Raw genomic sequence first — 16,340 nt, 5'->3', positions numbered from 1 at the left:
AACCCGGCGCCGCCATCAGCCGTAATCCAGGCCCATCGCCTCACGCACATCGCGCATGGTTTCCTGCGCGAGCTTGCGCGCCCGCTCGCAACCATCTGCAACGATGCTGCGAACGAGGCCAGGATCGTCAAGATAGGGCTGGGCGCGCTCGTGCAGCCCCTCCTGCTCCTCGAGGATCGCTTCAAGGACGGGTTGCTTGCACTCGAGGCAGCCGATCGAGGCACTACGGCAACCACGCTGCGCCCACGCCAGAGTGTCCTCGTTCGAGTAGATCATGTGCAGTTGCCACACCGGGCAGCGCTCGGGCTCGCCCGGATCGGTACGCCGCATGCGCGCCGGATCGGTCTGCATCGTGCGCACCTTGCGCGTGACGCTGTCGGCAGCCTCGCGCAGGTTGATGGTATTGCCGTAGGCCTTGGACATCTTCTGCCCATCCAGGCCAGGCATGCGCGAGACCGGCGCAAGCAAGGCCTCGGGCTCGACCAGGATCATCTTGCCGCCGCCTTCCAGATAACCGTAAAGGCGCTCGCGATCGCCCAGGCTCAGGTTCTGGGTCTCGTCGAGCAAGGCTTTCGCCTGCTCGAGCGCCTCATCGTCGCCATCCTGCTGAAAGCGGGTGCGCAGATCATGGTAGAGCCGCGCGCGCTTGGCACCGAGTTTGCGAACGGCCTCTCGGGCCTTGTCCTCGAAGCCGGGCTCCCGGCCGTACAGGTGATTGAACCGGCGGGCGAGCTCGCGGGTGATCTCGACATGCGGCACCTGATCCTCGCCAACCGGCACCTTGTCGGCGCGATAGATGAGGATGTCCGCAGACTGCAGCAGCGGATAGCCCAGAAAGCCGTAGGTCGACAGCTCGGCACCCTCGCCACGCTCCTGCTGCTCCTTCCAGCCCGGAACGCGCTCGAGCCAGCCGAGCGGCGTCATCATCGACAGCAGCAAGTGGAGCTCGGCATGCTCGGGCACCCGGGACTGGATGAAGAGGGTAGCCTGCGCCGGATCGACGCCAGCGGCGAGCCAATCGACAAGCATGGTCCACACGTTGTCGGCAATGACTTCGGGGCTGTCGTAGTGGGTGGTGAGGGCATGCCAGTCGGCGACGAAGAAGAAGCAGGGAAACTCCTCCTGCAGCTTCACCCAGTTCTTGAGCACACCGTGATGGTGCCCGAGGTGAAGCCTGCCGCTGGGGCGCATGCCTGAAAGAACGCGTTCTGCGTACATGGGGGTCAGAAACCGAGGACGGTTGAGAGCAGGTAGCGGAAACCAGCGATCAGCGGCCACAGGATGGTGCCGAGGATGCCGGTGAACAACAACACAAGCAGGATCGGGAAGCCATAGGGCTCCAGCCGTGCAAAGCGCCAGGCAAGCCGATTCGGCAACAGGCTGACGGCAATGCGGCCGCCGTCGAGAGGCGGAATCGGCAGCAGATTGAGCACCATCAGCACGGCATTGATCTGGATGCCGGCGTCGGCCATCTTGAGCATCGGCAGGGTATAGGCGCCGGGCTCTGAAGTTGCCGCAATACGAAACAGCAGCCCCCAGGCCACAGCCATGAGGAGATTCACGAAAGGTCCCGCTGCGGCAACCCAGAGCATGTCGGCCTTGGGATTGCGCAGGCGACCAAAATTGACCGGCACCGGCTTGGCCCAGCCAAACAGGATGCCACCCGCCCCGAACAGCGTCGTCAGCGCAAGAATGCCCGCAGGCACGAGAATGGTGCCGACCGGGTCGATGTGCTTGAGCGGGTTGAGCGTGATACGGCCGGCCAGATCGGCGGTCGGATCGCCGAAATGACGCGCAACGTAGCCATGCGCGGCCTCGTGCAAGGTGATCGCCAGCAGCACGGGCAGTGCCCAGATGGCCAGGATGGGGATCAGTGAATCCATGGAATGCTTGATCGTCCTCGCGGCGGCCTAAAGTCCGAATGGCTCGAGCGCACCCCGCCCGGCACGCACAAGCTCGGGCGCCCCGGAGGTGAGGTCGATCACCGTCGTCGCCTCAGGGCCACAATAACCAGCCTCGATGATGAGCTCGACCTGCTTCTCGAGGCGCTCGCGAATCTCGTCGGCATCGCTCATGGGCAGCGTTTCGCCCGGCAGGATGAGGGTCGACGTGAGCAGCGGCCCTTCGATCTCGGCAAGCAAGGCCGATACGACGGCATGCTCGGGCACGCGCAGACCGATCGTCTTGCGCTTCGGATGCAGAACGCGCCGCGGCAACTCCTTGGTCCCTTCGAGAATGAAGGTATAGGGGCCTGGCGTGGTGGCCTTGAGCAAGCGGTACTGGCCATTGTCAACGCGCGCATAGGTGCCGATCTCCGACAGGTCGCGGCACATAAGCGTGAAGTGATGACGCTCGTCGACGCCACGCAGACGACGGATGCGTTCGAGCAGCCCCGCATCGCCCATCTGGCAGACGAGGGCATAGGCCGAGTCGGTCGGCAGCACGACCAGCCCGCCGCGGCGGATGATCTCGGCCGCCTGGCGGATCAGGCGCGCCTGAGGTTGCTCGGGATGAAGGGAGAAGAACTGTGCCATGTGCTTGTCGTAGAGTGCTCGATATGGGTCGGCAGGGGGTCGGCAGGACCGCCTCCCGGTTGAATGCGCTGGAGGCGCGCTACTGACGAGCCTACATAAGCCGCGACCACACCGGCTGCAGATCGGCCGGCAAGGGATTGCAGCACCCCAGGTCAACAGCGCTCTCGGCTGCGCCATGAAAGTCCGAGGCGCGGGATGCAAGCAAGCCACGGCGACGGGCAAGACTGGCAAAGCGCCGCATCTCGTCCTCGGTATGCGCCCCCGAAACAACCTCGACCGCTTCGCCCCCGGCTGCGATGAAGCAATCGAACAGGCGCTCGAGATCGGCGCCCGACAGCCGGTAGCGCGCCGGGTGAGCGACCACCGCAATACCACCCGCAGCACGAATCCAGCCCACCGCATCCTCGAGCCTGGCCCAGGCATGGTCGACAAAGCCGGGCTTGCCCCGCACCAGGTAGTGGTCAAATACGGTCTTGACATCGGGCATGACGCCGGCGGCCACCAGATGACGGGCGAAGTGCGCGCGGCTGACCAGGGCAGGATTGCGGGCAAAGCGGTGGGCACCCGCCAGCGCATCACGAATACCCACGCGCTCGAGCGCCTCGCCAATGCGCTTCGCCCTTGCGTCGCGACCTGCCCGCAGCTGCGCGAGCCCATCGACCAGCACGGGATGACGGTGATCCACGCCAAGGCCGACGATGTGAATGGTCTCGCCCGCAAACGACACGGAAATCTCCACCCCGGCAACAAAGCGCAAGCCGTGCGCCGAAGCGACCCGCGCCGCAGCGTCAATGCCACCAAGCTCGTCGTGATCGGTCAGCGCAAGCAGGTCCACGCCATTTGCGAGCGCGCGCAGCACCACATCCTCCGGGTCCAGCCAGCCGTCCGACACCGTCGAGTGACAATGCAGGTCGGCGTTGATGGCGTGTGGCGATGCTGGGTGCGAAGGGGTCATCAAGGGGAAGCAGGAAACGGTCGGCCCTGCATCATAGCAAAGCGCCATCGTCACGACGCGCCAAAGGGTCGCAAAGCAGGTCGCAAAGCGCAGGGGTTCGGGCTCGACAGCGCACGATCCCTGCACCAGGTCGTATCATCGTCGCCTGCACGAAGGACCGCCGCCATGATCAACCCGCCTCCCACGCCACCACAGCCCCTACCGTCGTCCCCGCCTGACAGCTCGCGTACCCCTGGCCCAAAACCCACCACCCACACGCTTTTCGAGGACGTGCAGGGGGTGCTCACAGGCTGCCTGTTCGTGGCCCTCGCCCTTGTGATGTTCCGCGAGAGCTCGCTGCTCACTGGCGGCACCACCGGCCTGTCCTTTCTCATGCACTACCTTGCCGACTGGCCGCTGGGCGTGTCGCTCGTGATCCTGAACCTGCCCTTCTATGCCTTTGGGCTGCGCGCACTCGGCCTGGCATTCACGATCAAGACCTTCTGCGCCGTCGCCGTACTGGCCCTGTATACCGAGACGCTCCCATTGCTGGTGAGCTTCGACGTGCTCAACCCGGTCTTTGCAAGCATCATGGCAGGGCTGCTCGCGGGCACCGGGATCCTGATCCTCATCCGCCATGGCGCCAGCCTGGGAGGCGTCACCATTCTCGGCCTCTACCTGCAGAAGCGCCGCGGCTGGCGCGCGGGTTCGGTGCAGATGGTGGCCGACATACTGATCATGACGCTCGGGTTGCTCGCGCTGAGCATAGACAAGATTGCGCTCTCCATCCTGGCTGCCGCAGCGGTCAATCTCGTCATCGCAGTCAATCACCGCCCGGACCGTTACTTCGGGATCTAGCCCGCCTCCCCGCCAGCCGCATCACCCACCTCGGCCAGCGCCCGTGCGGCGATCGCCGCTGCAATCATGGCCTCCCTGCTGTCGGGCGATTCCAGACTGATGCGTCCCAGCGCCCCGTCTCGATAGTCCTGCAGCAGGATCTGCGCCGCCTTCTCGAGGTCCAGCCCACCGCCCTTGACGAGACAACCGCGCCGGCGACCGACCGCCTCGACCAGCGCCGGACCATCGAGCGTGGCAACCGCTGCACGCTCGAGCCGGTAGCGCGCAGCCAGCCTGTCGGCATAGCGCGCCAACAGGATCTCGCCGAGAAAGGCAGCCACCTCCTCGTCGATGACGGCGTTGCGGCCAATCGCATGGCTGGCCGCGAGCATGTAGCCATCCGCGTCGTAATCGATCTTCGGCCACATCATCCCCGGTGTGTCGGTCAGCGTCATGCCCGGCCCCAGATCGAGCGTCTGCTGGTGCTTGGTCACGGCCGGCTCATCGCCGACCTTGGCCACCTTGCGCTTGAGCAGAGCGTTCATCAGCGTCGACTTGCCCACATTGGGTATGCCCATGATCATCATGCGCAGGGGCTTGGTGCCGTCGTCGCGATGGGGCGCAAGCTCACGGCAGAGCGTCGGAATGCGTGCGACATCCGCCGCACTCTTGGCCGAAATCGCAACGGCCCTGACCCCGGGCTGGCGGTTGTAGAACGCCATCCACGCCCGCGTCACCTCCGGATCGGCAAGGTCGGACTTGTTGAGCAACTTCAGGCAGGGACGATTACGAAACCGCCGCAGCTCGGCGATCATCGGGTTGCTGCTCGCTTCCGGCAGGCGCGCGTCGGTCACCTCGATGACGACATCGATGGCAGCCATTGCCTCGGCCGCCTTCTTGCGCGCCGACGCCATGTGCCCCGGGAACCACTGGATGGGCATGGGAGTTCCGTAGATCAGGAGAAGCACAGATTATCCCACCGCACACCCACTGGCGCGAACAAGACATCGGCCACTTTCGGCGCAACTCAAAATAAATTCACGCATCCGCGAAAAACCGTGTATCGTGCCGTTCGCAGTCGATTCAAGCAGTGGTTGTTCTGGTGGTTGCCCAGCGAGTTCCAAGAGAACGCGTGTCGGTTTGATGCCTCCTGATTACGTTTCTTGATCGTTCCTGCATCTCCGGGGCGCAAGCCCGCAATTTTTCATATGGAACGCAAAATGAGCACTCAAACCGGTACCGTGAAATGGTTCAACGACGCCAAGGGCTTCGGCTTCATCACTCCTGAAGGCGGCGGCGACGACCTGTTCGCCCACTTCTCCGAAATCCAGAGCAAGGGTTTCAAGAGCCTGGCCGAAAACCAGCGCGTCGAATTCGAAGTCAAGACCGGCCCGAAGGGCCTGCAGGCGGCCAACATCCGCCCGCTGTAATCGAAGCGACGTCGCCGACGTCACTCGATGCACCCGAAACGCGGCCTTGCGCCGCGTTTTTGCTTTTCCGGCGCCGGGTGCCAACCGTGACCTCCCCGGTTCGCCCCACTGCGGCCACGAGCCGCTTTTTCGTTCGCAGCGCCAGAATCGCCGATAATCGCGACTTCGCAGCGCTGCTGCACACCGCCGCCTCCGCGGCCCGACAGCCATGACCGACTCTGCCCTCCCCGAATCCGCCAGCCCCGAGGCGACCCTGCGCTTCGCCGATCTCGACCTGCCCGCGCCCCTCCTGTCGGCGCTGGCCGAGGTCGGCTATGAAACGCCGTCGCCCATCCAGGCCGCCTGCATCCCGCAACTGCTGGCCGGCCGCGACATCCTCGGCGAGGCCCAGACCGGCACTGGCAAGACGGCCGCCTTCGCGCTGCCCATGCTCGCCAAGCTCGACCTTGCCGACGCCCGTCCCCAGGTACTGGTGCTCACCCCCACGCGCGAGCTGGCGATCCAGGTGGCGGAAGCCTTCGCCAAGTATGCCCATCACCTCAAGGGCTTCCACGTGCTGCCGATCTACGGCGGCCAGAGCATGGTGGTGCAGTTGCGCCAGTTGTCGCGCGGCGCCCACATCATCGTCGGCACGCCGGGGCGGGTAATGGACCATCTCGAGCGCGAGAGCCTCAAGCTCGATGCGCTCAAAGCCATCGTCCTCGACGAGGCCGACGAGATGCTGCGCATGGGCTTCATCGACGACGTCGAGTGGATCCTCGAACACACACCGGAGGCGCGCCAGACAGCGCTGTTCTCGGCAACCATGCCGAACGTCATCCGCGACGTCGCCCGCCGCCACCTGCGCGAACCGCAGGAGATCAAGATCCGCGCCGCGACCGCGACCGTCTCCAAGATCAGCCAGCGTTACTGGCTGGTGCGCGGCGTCGACAAGCTCGATGCCCTCACCCGCATCCTCGACGCCGAGGAAAGCTTCGACGCCGCCATCGTCTTCGTGCGCACCAAGATCGCAACGGAAGAGCTCGCCGACAAGCTCGCCGCACGCGGCTACGCAGCCGCTGCGCTCAATGGCGACATGACCCAGGGCCTGCGCGAACGGGTCATCGAGCAGCTCAAGAATGGCGCGCTGGACATCGTCATTGCCACCGACGTCGCCGCACGCGGCATCGATGTGCCGCGCGTCTCGCACGTCATCAACTACGACATCCCGTACGACACCGAGGCCTATGTACACCGCATCGGCCGTACCGGCCGCGCCGGCCGCGAGGGGGTAGCGATCCTGTTCGTTGCGCCGCGCGAAACACGCATGCTGAAGATGATCGAGCGGGCCACGCGTCAGCCGATCACACCGATCGCACTGCCCAGCAACGAAGAAGTGACCAACCTGCGCGTGGCGCAGTTCAAGCGCCAGGTCGTGGATGCCATCGGCGGCGAGGACCTCGGCTTCTTCATGGGCATCGTCAACGACCTGATCGAAGAGAACGAGCTCGATATCCACGAGGTTGCCGCAGCACTGACGCTGCTCGCGCAGCGCGACCGCCCGCTGCAGCTCGAGCAGTCCGGACGCGGCTGGGAAATCGCTACCGCCCCCACCAGCTTCGAAGGCCGCGCCCCGAGAGCCGAGCACTTTACAACCGGTGCGCCACGCGAACGCACCCAACGCCCCAATCGCGACGAGATCCTCGCCCGCCGCCGCGCCTTTGCAGATGGCGCGCTGGTCCGCTACCGCATCGAGGTTGGTCGCGCCCACGGCGCCAGCCCCAAGGAGATCGTCGGTGCGATCGCCAACGAAGGCGGTATCGAAGGCAAGTACATCGGCCAGATCCACCTCTTCGACGACTTCTCCACGGTCGAACTGCCCGCGAACCTGCCGGATGATCTGCTCGGCACGCTCAAGCGCACCCGCGTGCGCCAGATGGCACTGAACATCCGTGCCTTGAGTGCAGCCGAAGCCGCCACGATGCCCGAACGGCGCCGCCCCATGCGAGAGGACACCAGCTGGCAAGGCGAACGCAGGCCAAACGATGCCGCGCCGCGCAACCCGCGTGCAAAGCCCGCATACGGCGAAGGCAAGCCGGCCTGGAGCAAGCCGCGCGGCGATCGCCCGCAGCACGACAACCGCCCCGGCGGTCGGCCGCACACCCCTGCAGCGGGCGGCAAGAAGCGACGTCCGGACTGAGCCGGCCCATCCGCACCGCAGCATGGAACTCCTACCCTGGTCGCATCACGCCTCGTCGGGCTTCACGCTGCGCGGACTGCACAGCCCGCCCAGCGGGCGGCCGGTGCTTCACTTCGTGCATGGCAACGGCTATTGCGGCATGGTGTATGCGCCCATGCTGCAATGCCTGGCCGCGCATTTCGATCTGTTCCTGTCAGATGTCCAGGGCCATGGCGACAGCGATCATGGCGGACGCTTCCTCGGCTGGAATAGGACGGCAGAGCTCAGCCTGGAGGCCTGGAACGCACGACGCGGCGTGTTCGGCGATGTCCCCGCGCATGCCGTCGGACACAGCTTCGGCAGCGTCATCAGCTGCCTCATGCTCGCGCGCGCACCGCACGCGTTCGCGCGCGCTGTACTGCTCGATCCCGTCCTATTCCCCCCCGCAATGATCGGCCTGATGGCCCTGTCCGACGTCGTCGGCCTGTATGGCCGCAACGCACTCGCCCAGCGTGCGCGCAAACGACGCCATCACTGGCCCGACCGCGACGCGGCACGCGCCAACCTTCATGGTCGCGGCATGTTTCGCGGCTGGCATGCGGACGCACTGCAGGCTTACGTCGAGCATGCGCTGCGCGACCTGCCAGGCGGCGGAGTCGAACTCAAGTGCACACCGGCGCGCGAAGCGGAGATCTTCAGCTCCTATCCGCGCCGGCTGTGGCCTGCGCTCGCGCGCATCACCACGCCCACGCTGGTTGTGCATGGTCGGGCAACCTTTCCGTTTGCACGACGCGCCATCCTGCGCTGGGAATCTTCGAACGCGGCCGTCCAGCGCACGGAGCTGCCCGGTGGTCACTGCTTCATGCAGGAAGACCCCGAGCGCAGCGCACATGCGGTAAGGAATTTCCTGATGGCAGACGGAGCCGTGCTCGCCCCACTGCCGAGGGCACAGCCCGGGCCACTGCGCTAGAACTCCCCATAATGGGCTATACCGCAGTAAGCTCTACGCCCCGGGCGGAACGGCCGTGCCGCCGCTCGTCCCCTTTACCCCCTCCTCCTGCGCCGGACCAGGCGCGACGCCTCGGACACCCATGAAGAGTTGCCTGTCGATCCGCCTCTGGAGCCTGGTGCTTGCCGCATGCGCTGCATCCGGGCCCGTCCTCGGCGCGCAGGAACTCACCATTGGCGTCTTTGCGATACGCCCGAAGCCCGTCGTCGAGGCCGCATGGACGCCGTTCGCGCAGTATCTCGACGAGAGGCTGCCGGACCACAGCGTACGCCTGCGGGCGCTGGACGAAGGCGAGATGGACGAGGCCCTGGCGCGTGGGGAACTCGACCTCGTCCTCACCAACCCATCGCACTTCGTCGCACTGCGCGGCGGCAACGCGCTGTCGGGCGCAATCGCCACCCTCGTTGGTCGCCACGGCGAGCAAGCGGTCAATCGCTTCGGCGGCGTCATCGTCGCACACGCCGATCGTGACGACCTGACGGGCATCCAGGACCTCGAAGGACGCCGGATCGCCACCACCAGCGCGAACTTCCTCGGCACCTATGCCGCCCAGCTCGCCGAACTCAAGGCAGCGGGCATCCGGACCAGCGCCCTGCACATCCGTACGCTCGACCAGTTCCAGGACAGCGTGATCGATGCGGTGATCGCGGGCCGTGCAGATGCCGGCTTCGTCCGCACAGGACTGCTCGAGGAGCTGGCACGTGAAGGCCACAAGGGCCTCGACACACTGAAGATCCTGAACCGCATCCCGGCAGAATCGCTACCGGGCTTTCCATTCGCCACCTCGACACGCCTTTACCCCGAGTGGCCGCTGGTTGCACTGCCACATGCCGACGAGGCCGCTATCAGGTTGATCGCGTCACATGCGCTGCTGCTGCCCCCCGACCACCCGGCAGCTCATGCCGCGGGGATACACGGCTTCACGATCCCCGCCGATTACTCGGGCGTGGAGACCCTGCTGCGCGAGCTTCGCCTGCCACCCTTCGATCACGTTCCAAGCTTCACCTGGAGCGATGTGTGGGCGCGCTTTCAGGTCTGGATCTTCGTGTTCAGCCTGGCCGTTGTCACCATCCTGCTGTTGCTGGCGAGGCTCACGCAGCGCAATGCCCAGCTTTCACGGGCCCATCGCAAGGCGAGCGCGCTCGCCGAACAGATCGACCTCGAACACCATCACCTGTGCAATGTGGTCGAAGCCACCGGCGCGGCCAGCTGGGAGCTCGATCTCAGGCATGATCGCTACGTGATGGACGCACGCTGGACCCGCATGATGGGCTTCGCCGAGGAAGGACGCACGACGATGAATCGCGCCCAGTGGCGCGAGCTGGTGCACCCGGACGACCTCGCTCGCGCCCAGGCAGCGCTCGACCAGCATCTCCGCGGCGAGTCGCCCTTCTATGAGCAGGACCTGCGCCTGCGCCACTGCGCAGGGCACTGGATCTGGGTGCACGACCGCGGCCATGTCGTGCAGCGCTCAGTACACGGCGCTCCCCTCTTGCTGACGGGCGCCCAGCTCGACATCAGCGCACGCAAGCAGGACGAGGAGCGACTGCGCCTCGCCGCCAGTGTGTTCGCCAGTTGCTACGAAGCGATCCTGATCACCGACGCCAACAACTGCATCATCGACATCAATCCGGCCTTTACCCGCATCACCGGCTACAGCCGCGAGGAGGTCCTGGGGCGCAACCCCGCCGTCCTCGGCTCCGGGCGCCAGGGGCGCGAGTTCTACCGCAACATGTGGGCCTCCCTGGAGGAGAACGACCACTGGCAAGGAGAGCTCTGGAACCTGCGCAAGGATGGCAGCGACTTTGCCGAAATGCTGTCGATCAGCCGCGTACGTGACGAGAACGGGCGGCTCATGCACCACGTCGGGCTGTTCTCGGACATCAGCCATCTCAAGCTCCACGAGGAGGAGCTCAACCGCATCGCCTACTTCGACCCGCTCACCGGCGCGCCCAACCGCCGCCTGCTGGACGACCGCCTCCGCCAGGCAATCGCCCACACGCACCGCACCGGCAAGACGCTCGGCGTCTGCGTGATCGACCTCGACGGTTTCAAGCCGGTCAACGACCGCTACGGCCACGAGGCGGGCGATCGCCTGCTGGTCGAGATCGTCGACCGCCTCAATGGCCTGCTGCGCGCCAGCGACACGGTTGCCCGTCTTGGTGGCGACGAGTTCGTACTGCTTCTCGAGGATGTGGATGGCGATGCCGTGCTCAAGCGCATCCTCGATACGATCCGCCAGCCGATACAGATCGAACAGGACTGGGTCTGCGTCTCGGCAAGTATCGGCGTCACCCTCTTCCCTGAGGACGATGCCGACCCCGACACCCTCCTGCGCCACGCCGACCAGGCGATGTACCGTGCCAAGCAGCGCGGCCGCAACTGTATCCAGCACTTCGACACCTCGATCGAGCAAGGACTCGCGGAAAGACGGGCACGCCATGCCCGCCTGGCCGAAGCGCTGCGCGACGGCGAACTCCTGCTCCTGTTCCAGCCCCAGGTCGACATGCAGAGCGCACGCATGGTGGGCGCAGAAGCCTTGCTGCGCTGGCGCCATCCGACGCGTGGCATGCTATCGCCCGCTCAGTTTCTGGCCGATGCGGAGGGAAGCGAACTGGAGATCGACATCGGCAAATGGGTGCTGGACCAGGCACTGGCCGCGCTCGCGCGCTGGCGCGAGGCCGGGCTCGACGTATCGGTCAGCATCAACGTCAGCGCCAACCAGCTGCAGCAGGCGGGATTCGTCGATTCGGTACGCGCAGCGCTTGCCTGCCAGCCCAGCCTGACCGCGGCCATGCTCAAGCTCGAGATCCTGGAGTCAGCCGCACTCGACGACATGACGTCCGCACTCGAAGTCCTGCGCGCCTGTCGCGGCCTGGGCGTTCGCCTCGCGCTCGACGACTTCGGAACGGGCTACGCGTCACTCAAGCATTTCCGCCAATTGCCGGTCGATCAGCTCAAGATCGACCACAGCTTCGTGATCGACATGCTCGACGACGCCGAGGACCGAGCGATCGTCGAGGGCGTCATCCAGCTTGCCAGCGCGTTCGGCCGCGAAGCAATTGCGGAAGGCGTCGAAACCCCCGCCCATGCTGCTGCACTGGCCGCACTGGGCTGTCGGCTCGGGCAGGGTTTCGGCATTGCCCGCCCAATGCCTGCGGAGCACGTGATGGGCTGGGTGTCGTGGTACGGCGCGACGCCGGTGGAAGCCTAGGGCAGACGCTGCCGGGGCGTTTCAGACACCGAGCAGCCGGCGCGGCTCGACCACGACAGAGTCACGACCGTTGGTGATCAGGACCTGCCCCTCCTGGATCGTGAACTGCAGGCGCATCGTGCGCTCGGCCATACGCGCCAACTCCGCCGTCTGCTCGCGGCCCAGTTCGATCACATGCAGTCCCGCCTGGCGCTCGAGCTTGGCGCGCACGCCGCTCCACCACACCTCCAGCGCCCGGCCATAGGCAAGTACGACGACCTCGCGTGCGCGACCGCAAGCCTTGCGCACCCAACGCTCATCCGGTTGCCCGACATCGATCCAGCGCTCGATGACGCCGGTCAGATCCTTCTGCCACAGATCCGGCTCGTCATCGACGCACAGGCCCTTGCCAAAAACCAGAGCGGGGTCCGCGTGCAGCGCAAAAGCGAGCAGGCGCACCATCATGCGCTCGTCCGTTTCGGAGGGGTGGCGCGCCAGGGTCAGCGCATAGTCTGCGTAATGGCCGCGGTCCATGTCGGCGATCTGGATCTCGGCCTTGAAGATGGTTGCCTTGAGCGCCATCAGTGCACCTGCTCCGGCCCGCGCTGCGCATGCTGCCATGCAATCACCGCACGCGTAGCGTGCGCCATGACGAGATCGCTCACGTCCTTCGGCAGTTCGCGTGCCAGCGCGGCAAACAGGGCCTGTGTGGCCTCCTGCCCAATGCCCTCGACAGCCAGACTGTCGGCCAGGCAGCGAATCTGGATGAAGGCGACGGCATCGGCCACCAGTCGCCAGCCGGCAATCGGCATCTCGCGCGCAAGCGCCAGCAGCATGCCGCCAAGGCGTGACGAGAGCCGCAAGGCCTCTTCACGGCTCTCGGTGGCAATCGACGAGTGCCACAGCGCCAGATGCAGCGCACGGCGCAATTCCACCTTGAAGTCGATGACGTTCTGCTCAGCGGCGCCTATCGACTCGAAATGGCGCAGGAAGCGGGCCTCCGCCTGCGCATCGAGCCCGGTGCGCAAGGCACCGATGAGTTCCGTCAGACCGGGTATCGCCACCAACTCGAAGGCCTGCGTCCACGCCAGCCCCCACTGATCCATGCCTGCCAGCAGCAAGGCCAGACGCAGCGCGCGCGCCTCGTCGTCCGCAGCCTGGCCCGCCCACTCGGCCAGTTCGCCGCGAAGTTGTTCCACACCGCGGCGGCGCACGTCATCTGGCTCAGCCACGCTCAGGCGAAAAACACGCGCAAAAGCCTCCTGTGCCAGGTGGGCCGCCCGGCGCTGGGCTTCTCCATCGACAAGCGCCGCCAGCGGGTCACTCGGCGACGGGGTCTGCGAACTGGGCATCGGATATCTCGGTTGAATTTTGCGGGCGCCTATTGTGACGGCGCTGGGCAAGCGAGGCAAACCTCCGCCGAACCAGCACACGCGCGGTCACGCGATGCTGCGCTCCCAGAACGAAGGGGGGTCAGTGTCTCGCAGCTGCGTGTTGCCGCTGCGGAAGCCCTCGAGCATCCGGCGCAGTGCATCCGCATCCTCGGCGGTAAAGCCGCGCTTGAAGTCGGTCAGGATCAGCCGCGACCGCGTAGACCAATTGCCGGGCGCATCATCGATCGCACACCAGGCCACATCACGCAGGTTCGGCTCATGCTGGCTCAGCCAGATCATCGCCTCACGTTCCCGCAAGCCGTGCAGTTCGGCGCCATTCTTGGGCAGCATGTGCGGCGTGGCGCCGGCGATCTGCGGATGAACGTCTGACGAAAAGCGCGCCAGCAGCTTCTGCATCGAGAACAGCATGCGCCAGTCGGACGCGATGACGATGCGCGACTCGGGATACTCCCGCACAACCCCCTCGATCAGCGGCAGGCAGCGGAAATCCTCAACTTCGCCCCAGGGGTGGGTAACCCCGTCGAAGTCGGTGAAAATATAAGCTCTGCGTGTCATTCTGCACTCCCCGCGGGACTGAGCCCGGGTCCGCTATCCATGGATGCTGCAATGCGGAATATACTTCATTGCATGCTGCAAGCGCCTGTATCGAATGTCACGGAAAGTCATATTTCCAGTGTAAAGTATGCTCAACGTGGCGCACTGTTGCAGTGCAACAACACAAAACCGGAACCGAGGACTTCACCATGACCCCACTCATCAACCTGGAAGGCAAGATCGGCCTGATCACCGGCATCGCCAACGAGAAGTCGATTTCCACCGGCGTTGCCGAGGCCTGCGCCCAGGCCGGCGCCAAACTCATCATCACCTACCAGAACGACAAGACGCGCGCGTTCATCGAGCCCATTGTGCACCGGCTCGGTGTCGAGGATGTGTTCCTGCTCGACGTCACCCGCCCCGACACCATGGACGCCGTGTTCGCCGAGATCGACGCCCGTCACGGCAAGCTCGACTTTGCCATCCACAGCATGGCCTTCGCCAAGCGCGACGATCTGCATGGGCGCGTCGTTGATTCCTCGCCCGACGGCTTTGCGCTGGCGATGGACGTATCCACGCACTCCTTCGTCCGCCTCGCCAAGAAGGCCGAACCCCTGCTCGAAAAAGCCGGCGGCGGCTCCTTGGTTACGATGACCTACCTCGGCTCGGAGAAAGTCATCCCCAACTACGGTGTGATGGGTCTGTGCAAGGCGGCACTGGAAGCGGCTACACGCTACATGGCTGCGGAACTCGGCGCCAAGGGAATCCGGGTCAACGCGGTGTCGCCCGGACCGCTGATGACCCGTGCCGCATCGGGTATCGCCGGCTTCGACGGGCTGATGGCCGCCGCCGTCGAGCGCGCACCCATGCATGCACTCGTCACCCCCGAGGACATCGGCGCGCTCACGGCCTTCCTGGTGTCCGATGCCGGTCGCCTGGTAACCGGTGGCGTGCATTTCGTCGACGCCGGCTATAACATCATGGCGTAAGCACTTGGAGGGGCCATGATCGATCTCGAGGCGGCCAGGATCCGACTGGGACGGCAGCAAATCCTGCTGCCCGATCCGGTGCCGGCGCATCCGCTGCTCGACGGCAAGCGCGAGATCGGTCGTGGCGAGTACTCCATCGTCCTGGACAAGGGTGACGGCGAGCGCGTGTACAAGGTCTGCAGCTCTCCAGCGGACTATTTCCTCTACACCGCGGAGGATCGCCCGAGCGGTCAGCACTTCCCCATCGTCCACGCCGACCACGGCATCATCGGCCGAGCCGCCTCAGGTTATCCGCTGCACCTGATCGAGATGGAGAAGCTCTACCCGCTCGACGACGGCTCGCCCGCTGCGGAGCTCGCCAAGCGCCTGATCGATTTCTACTGGTCGGCTTGCGAACAATGGAGCAGACTGGGCAACGACATGGGGCGCATCGCCCTGTACCATCTGACCGTCAATCCGCTTGCCATGAGCGACAGCATGCAGCAGGCGCTCAAAGCCCTGTCCGACTTCGTCGAGGCGTATCAGGTACTGCCGGACATCCTCAACACCAACAACCTGATGATGCGCAAGGACGGAACGCTGGTCTTCTCCGATCCGGTCTTCATCGCCTGAACGGTCTCCACGGCGCGCGCTTGCGCGTATCATCGGGTCTCCGATGCAAGGACGCATCGCAGCGGACTCACGCATGCACGACCACGATCACGACCACACTCCCGCCCCGCGCCCGGCCTCCATCGGCATCGCGCGCAGCGGCACCTTCGACCCCGACGCCTTCGAACGCGCTGTCACGGCCCTGCTGCAGGCCTGCGGCGTAGCGCCCGATACGGCCCACACCGGGCGTACTGCAACACGCGTGCGCGAACTGTGGCAAAAGCGGCTGCTCGGCGGCTATGACCTGGACCCGGCCGAGGTGCTCGGCGACGGCTTCGAGGATCCGCGACGCGACATGGTGGTCATACGCGGCATTGCCGTTCACGGCGTTTGCCCCCACCACCTCGTCCCCTTCCGCGGCCTCGCCCATGTGGCCTACCTGCCAGGCGGGCGGCTGCACGGCTTCGGCCGCATCGCCCGCCTCGTCGACGCGATCGGCCACCGTTTCACTTACCAGGAGTGGATGACGCGTGACATTGCCGATGCCTTGATGACGCATGGGAAGGCGGCCGGTGCGGCCTGCGTCATCGAAGCGGAGCAGCTCTGCCTGCTTCTGGGCGAAGACCGCCGCGGCGACGAGCGGGTCGTGACACAGGCTTTCGCCGGTGCATTCGAGAGCTCGGCACAGGCGCGCAGCGAATTCCTGCGCGCCATCGACAGCGGGCGAACCTGAAGCG

At 65.6% G+C, this 16,340-nt stretch carries 16 protein-coding genes; 8 read left to right on the top strand and 8 right to left on the bottom strand.

The features are described 5' to 3' along the window. Window positions 1-15: 15 nt before the first annotated feature. From P7F68_RS07210 to P7F68_RS07195, 4 genes are all read right to left on the bottom strand, one after another. Window positions 16-1,218 (bottom strand): tryptophan--tRNA ligase, encoded by a 1,203-nt coding sequence (locus tag P7F68_RS07210; protein ID WP_277831908.1) that lies wholly within the window; start codon window positions 1,216-1,218, stop codon window positions 16-18. 5 nt (window positions 1,219-1,223) lie between these two features. Beyond that, window positions 1,224-1,883: a site-2 protease family protein gene (locus P7F68_RS07205; protein WP_002926570.1), complete on the bottom strand. Its 660-nt coding sequence runs from the start codon at window positions 1,881-1,883 to the stop codon at window positions 1,224-1,226. Between the two features lie 27 nt (window positions 1,884-1,910). Beyond that, window positions 1,911-2,534 carry an L-threonylcarbamoyladenylate synthase gene (locus P7F68_RS07200; protein ID WP_002936701.1) on the bottom strand — a complete coding sequence of 208 codons (624 nt, stop codon included), beginning with the start codon at window positions 2,532-2,534 and terminating at the stop codon, window positions 1,911-1,913. A 91-nt stretch (window positions 2,535-2,625) separates the two neighbouring features. Further along, window positions 2,626-3,489 (bottom strand): 3',5'-nucleoside bisphosphate phosphatase, encoded by an 864-nt coding sequence (locus P7F68_RS07195; RefSeq protein ID WP_198291741.1) that lies wholly within the window; start codon window positions 3,487-3,489, stop codon window positions 2,626-2,628. 270 nt (window positions 3,490-3,759) lie between these two features. Between P7F68_RS07195 and P7F68_RS07190 the strand changes: the two genes are divergently transcribed. Beyond that, the gene (locus P7F68_RS07190; protein WP_277832381.1) at window positions 3,760-4,326 is read left to right on the top strand and encodes a YitT family protein; all 567 of its coding nucleotides are present in this window, start codon (window positions 3,760-3,762) and stop codon (window positions 4,324-4,326) included. Here the strand turns inward: P7F68_RS07190 and ylqF are convergent. Further along, entirely contained in the window at window positions 4,323-5,246 is a 924-nt protein-coding gene (gene ylqF, locus P7F68_RS07185) for a ribosome biogenesis GTPase YlqF (protein ID WP_002926579.1), read from the bottom strand. The two genes, P7F68_RS07190 and ylqF, sit on opposite strands and share 4 nt — an antisense overlap. Window positions 5,247-5,525: 279 nt before the next feature. On the opposite strand from ylqF, the gene cspE reads away from it, so the two are divergent. The 4 genes from cspE to P7F68_RS07165 all read left to right on the top strand — a co-directional run bounded on the left by cspE (window position 5,526) and on the right by P7F68_RS07165 (window position 12,116). Continuing rightward, entirely contained in the window at window positions 5,526-5,735 is a 210-nt protein-coding gene (gene cspE, locus P7F68_RS07180; RefSeq protein ID WP_002926583.1) for a transcription antiterminator/RNA stability regulator CspE, read from the top strand. A gap of 208 nt (window positions 5,736-5,943) precedes the next feature. Next, complete coding sequence (locus P7F68_RS07175; RefSeq protein WP_270068128.1) at window positions 5,944-7,914, top strand: DEAD/DEAH box helicase; 1,971 nt, start codon at window positions 5,944-5,946, stop codon at window positions 7,912-7,914. A gap of 22 nt (window positions 7,915-7,936) precedes the next feature. Next, window positions 7,937-8,863 (top strand): alpha/beta fold hydrolase, encoded by a 927-nt coding sequence (locus P7F68_RS07170; protein WP_277831891.1) that lies wholly within the window; start codon window positions 7,937-7,939, stop codon window positions 8,861-8,863. A 121-nt stretch (window positions 8,864-8,984) separates the two neighbouring features. Continuing rightward, on the top strand, window positions 8,985-12,116 hold the full coding sequence (locus P7F68_RS07165) for an EAL domain-containing protein (RefSeq protein ID WP_277831888.1): 3,132 nt from the start codon (window positions 8,985-8,987) through the stop codon (window positions 12,114-12,116). Between the two features lie 21 nt (window positions 12,117-12,137). On the opposite strand, the gene P7F68_RS07160 is transcribed toward P7F68_RS07165, so the two are convergent. From P7F68_RS07160 to P7F68_RS07150, 3 genes are all read right to left on the bottom strand, one after another. Beyond that, window positions 12,138-12,677: a YaeQ family protein gene (locus P7F68_RS07160; protein WP_002936725.1), complete on the bottom strand. Its 540-nt coding sequence runs from the start codon at window positions 12,675-12,677 to the stop codon at window positions 12,138-12,140. Further along, window positions 12,677-13,447 carry a hypothetical protein gene (locus P7F68_RS07155; RefSeq protein ID WP_277831884.1) on the bottom strand — a complete coding sequence of 257 codons (771 nt, stop codon included), beginning with the start codon at window positions 13,445-13,447 and terminating at the stop codon, window positions 12,677-12,679. Before P7F68_RS07155 ends, P7F68_RS07160 begins: the two co-directional genes overlap by 1 nt. Before the next feature lie 87 nt (window positions 13,448-13,534). Beyond that, a complete protein-coding gene (locus P7F68_RS07150) occupies window positions 13,535-14,044 on the bottom strand; it encodes an HAD domain-containing protein (RefSeq protein WP_002926591.1) in 510 nt (169 codons plus the stop codon). Window positions 14,045-14,232: 188 nt separating this feature from the next. Here P7F68_RS07150 and fabI point away from each other — a divergent pair, with 188 nt between their 5' ends. From fabI to folE, 3 genes are all read left to right on the top strand, one after another. Further along, on the top strand, window positions 14,233-15,012 hold the full coding sequence (gene fabI, locus P7F68_RS07145; protein WP_002936728.1) for an enoyl-ACP reductase FabI: 780 nt from the start codon (window positions 14,233-14,235) through the stop codon (window positions 15,010-15,012). A gap of 15 nt (window positions 15,013-15,027) precedes the next feature. Further along, window positions 15,028-15,624: a hypothetical protein gene (locus tag P7F68_RS07140; protein ID WP_002926593.1), complete on the top strand. Its 597-nt coding sequence runs from the start codon at window positions 15,028-15,030 to the stop codon at window positions 15,622-15,624. Window positions 15,625-15,697: 73 nt separating this feature from the next. Next, a complete protein-coding gene (gene folE, locus P7F68_RS07135) occupies window positions 15,698-16,336 on the top strand; it encodes a GTP cyclohydrolase I FolE (RefSeq protein WP_002926595.1) in 639 nt (212 codons plus the stop codon). Window positions 16,337-16,340 lie beyond the last annotated feature (4 nt).

Source organism: Thauera mechernichensis, from assembly GCF_029588855.1.
GTDB classification, from domain to species: Bacteria; Pseudomonadota; Gammaproteobacteria; order Burkholderiales; family Rhodocyclaceae; genus Thauera; species Thauera mechernichensis.
This window is presented reverse-complemented; position numbering and strand designations above follow the sequence as displayed.

What these genes read in the sequence shown, in the direction of transcription:
- P7F68_RS07210 (WP_277831908.1), bottom strand. Translation starts at nt 1,218, where the DNA reads ATGTACGCAGAACGCGTTCTTTCAGGCATGCGCCCCAGCGGCAGGCTT.
- P7F68_RS07205 (WP_002926570.1), bottom strand. Translation starts at nt 1,883, where the DNA reads ATGGATTCACTGATCCCCATCCTGGCCATCTGGGCACTGCCCGTGCTG.
- P7F68_RS07200 (WP_002936701.1), bottom strand. Translation starts at nt 2,534, where the DNA reads ATGGCACAGTTCTTCTCCCTTCATCCCGAGCAACCTCAGGCGCGCCTG.
- P7F68_RS07195 (WP_198291741.1), bottom strand. Translation starts at nt 3,489, where the DNA reads ATGACCCCTTCGCACCCAGCATCGCCACACGCCATCAACGCCGACCTG.
- ylqF (WP_002926579.1), bottom strand. Translation starts at nt 5,246, where the DNA reads ATGCCCATCCAGTGGTTCCCGGGGCACATGGCGTCGGCGCGCAAGAAG.
- cspE (WP_002926583.1), top strand. Translation starts at nt 5,526, where the DNA reads ATGAGCACTCAAACCGGTACCGTGAAATGGTTCAACGACGCCAAGGGC.
- P7F68_RS07175 (WP_270068128.1), top strand. Translation starts at nt 5,944, where the DNA reads ATGACCGACTCTGCCCTCCCCGAATCCGCCAGCCCCGAGGCGACCCTG.
- P7F68_RS07170 (WP_277831891.1), top strand. Translation starts at nt 7,937, where the DNA reads ATGGAACTCCTACCCTGGTCGCATCACGCCTCGTCGGGCTTCACGCTG.
- P7F68_RS07165 (WP_277831888.1), top strand. Translation starts at nt 8,985, where the DNA reads ATGAAGAGTTGCCTGTCGATCCGCCTCTGGAGCCTGGTGCTTGCCGCA.
- P7F68_RS07160 (WP_002936725.1), bottom strand. Translation starts at nt 12,677, where the DNA reads ATGGCGCTCAAGGCAACCATCTTCAAGGCCGAGATCCAGATCGCCGAC.
- P7F68_RS07155 (WP_277831884.1), bottom strand. Translation starts at nt 13,447, where the DNA reads ATGCCCAGTTCGCAGACCCCGTCGCCGAGTGACCCGCTGGCGGCGCTT.
- P7F68_RS07150 (WP_002926591.1), bottom strand. Translation starts at nt 14,044, where the DNA reads ATGACACGCAGAGCTTATATTTTCACCGACTTCGACGGGGTTACCCAC.
- fabI (WP_002936728.1), top strand. Translation starts at nt 14,233, where the DNA reads ATGACCCCACTCATCAACCTGGAAGGCAAGATCGGCCTGATCACCGGC.
- P7F68_RS07140 (WP_002926593.1), top strand. Translation starts at nt 15,028, where the DNA reads ATGATCGATCTCGAGGCGGCCAGGATCCGACTGGGACGGCAGCAAATC.
- folE (WP_002926595.1), top strand. Translation starts at nt 15,698, where the DNA reads ATGCACGACCACGATCACGACCACACTCCCGCCCCGCGCCCGGCCTCC.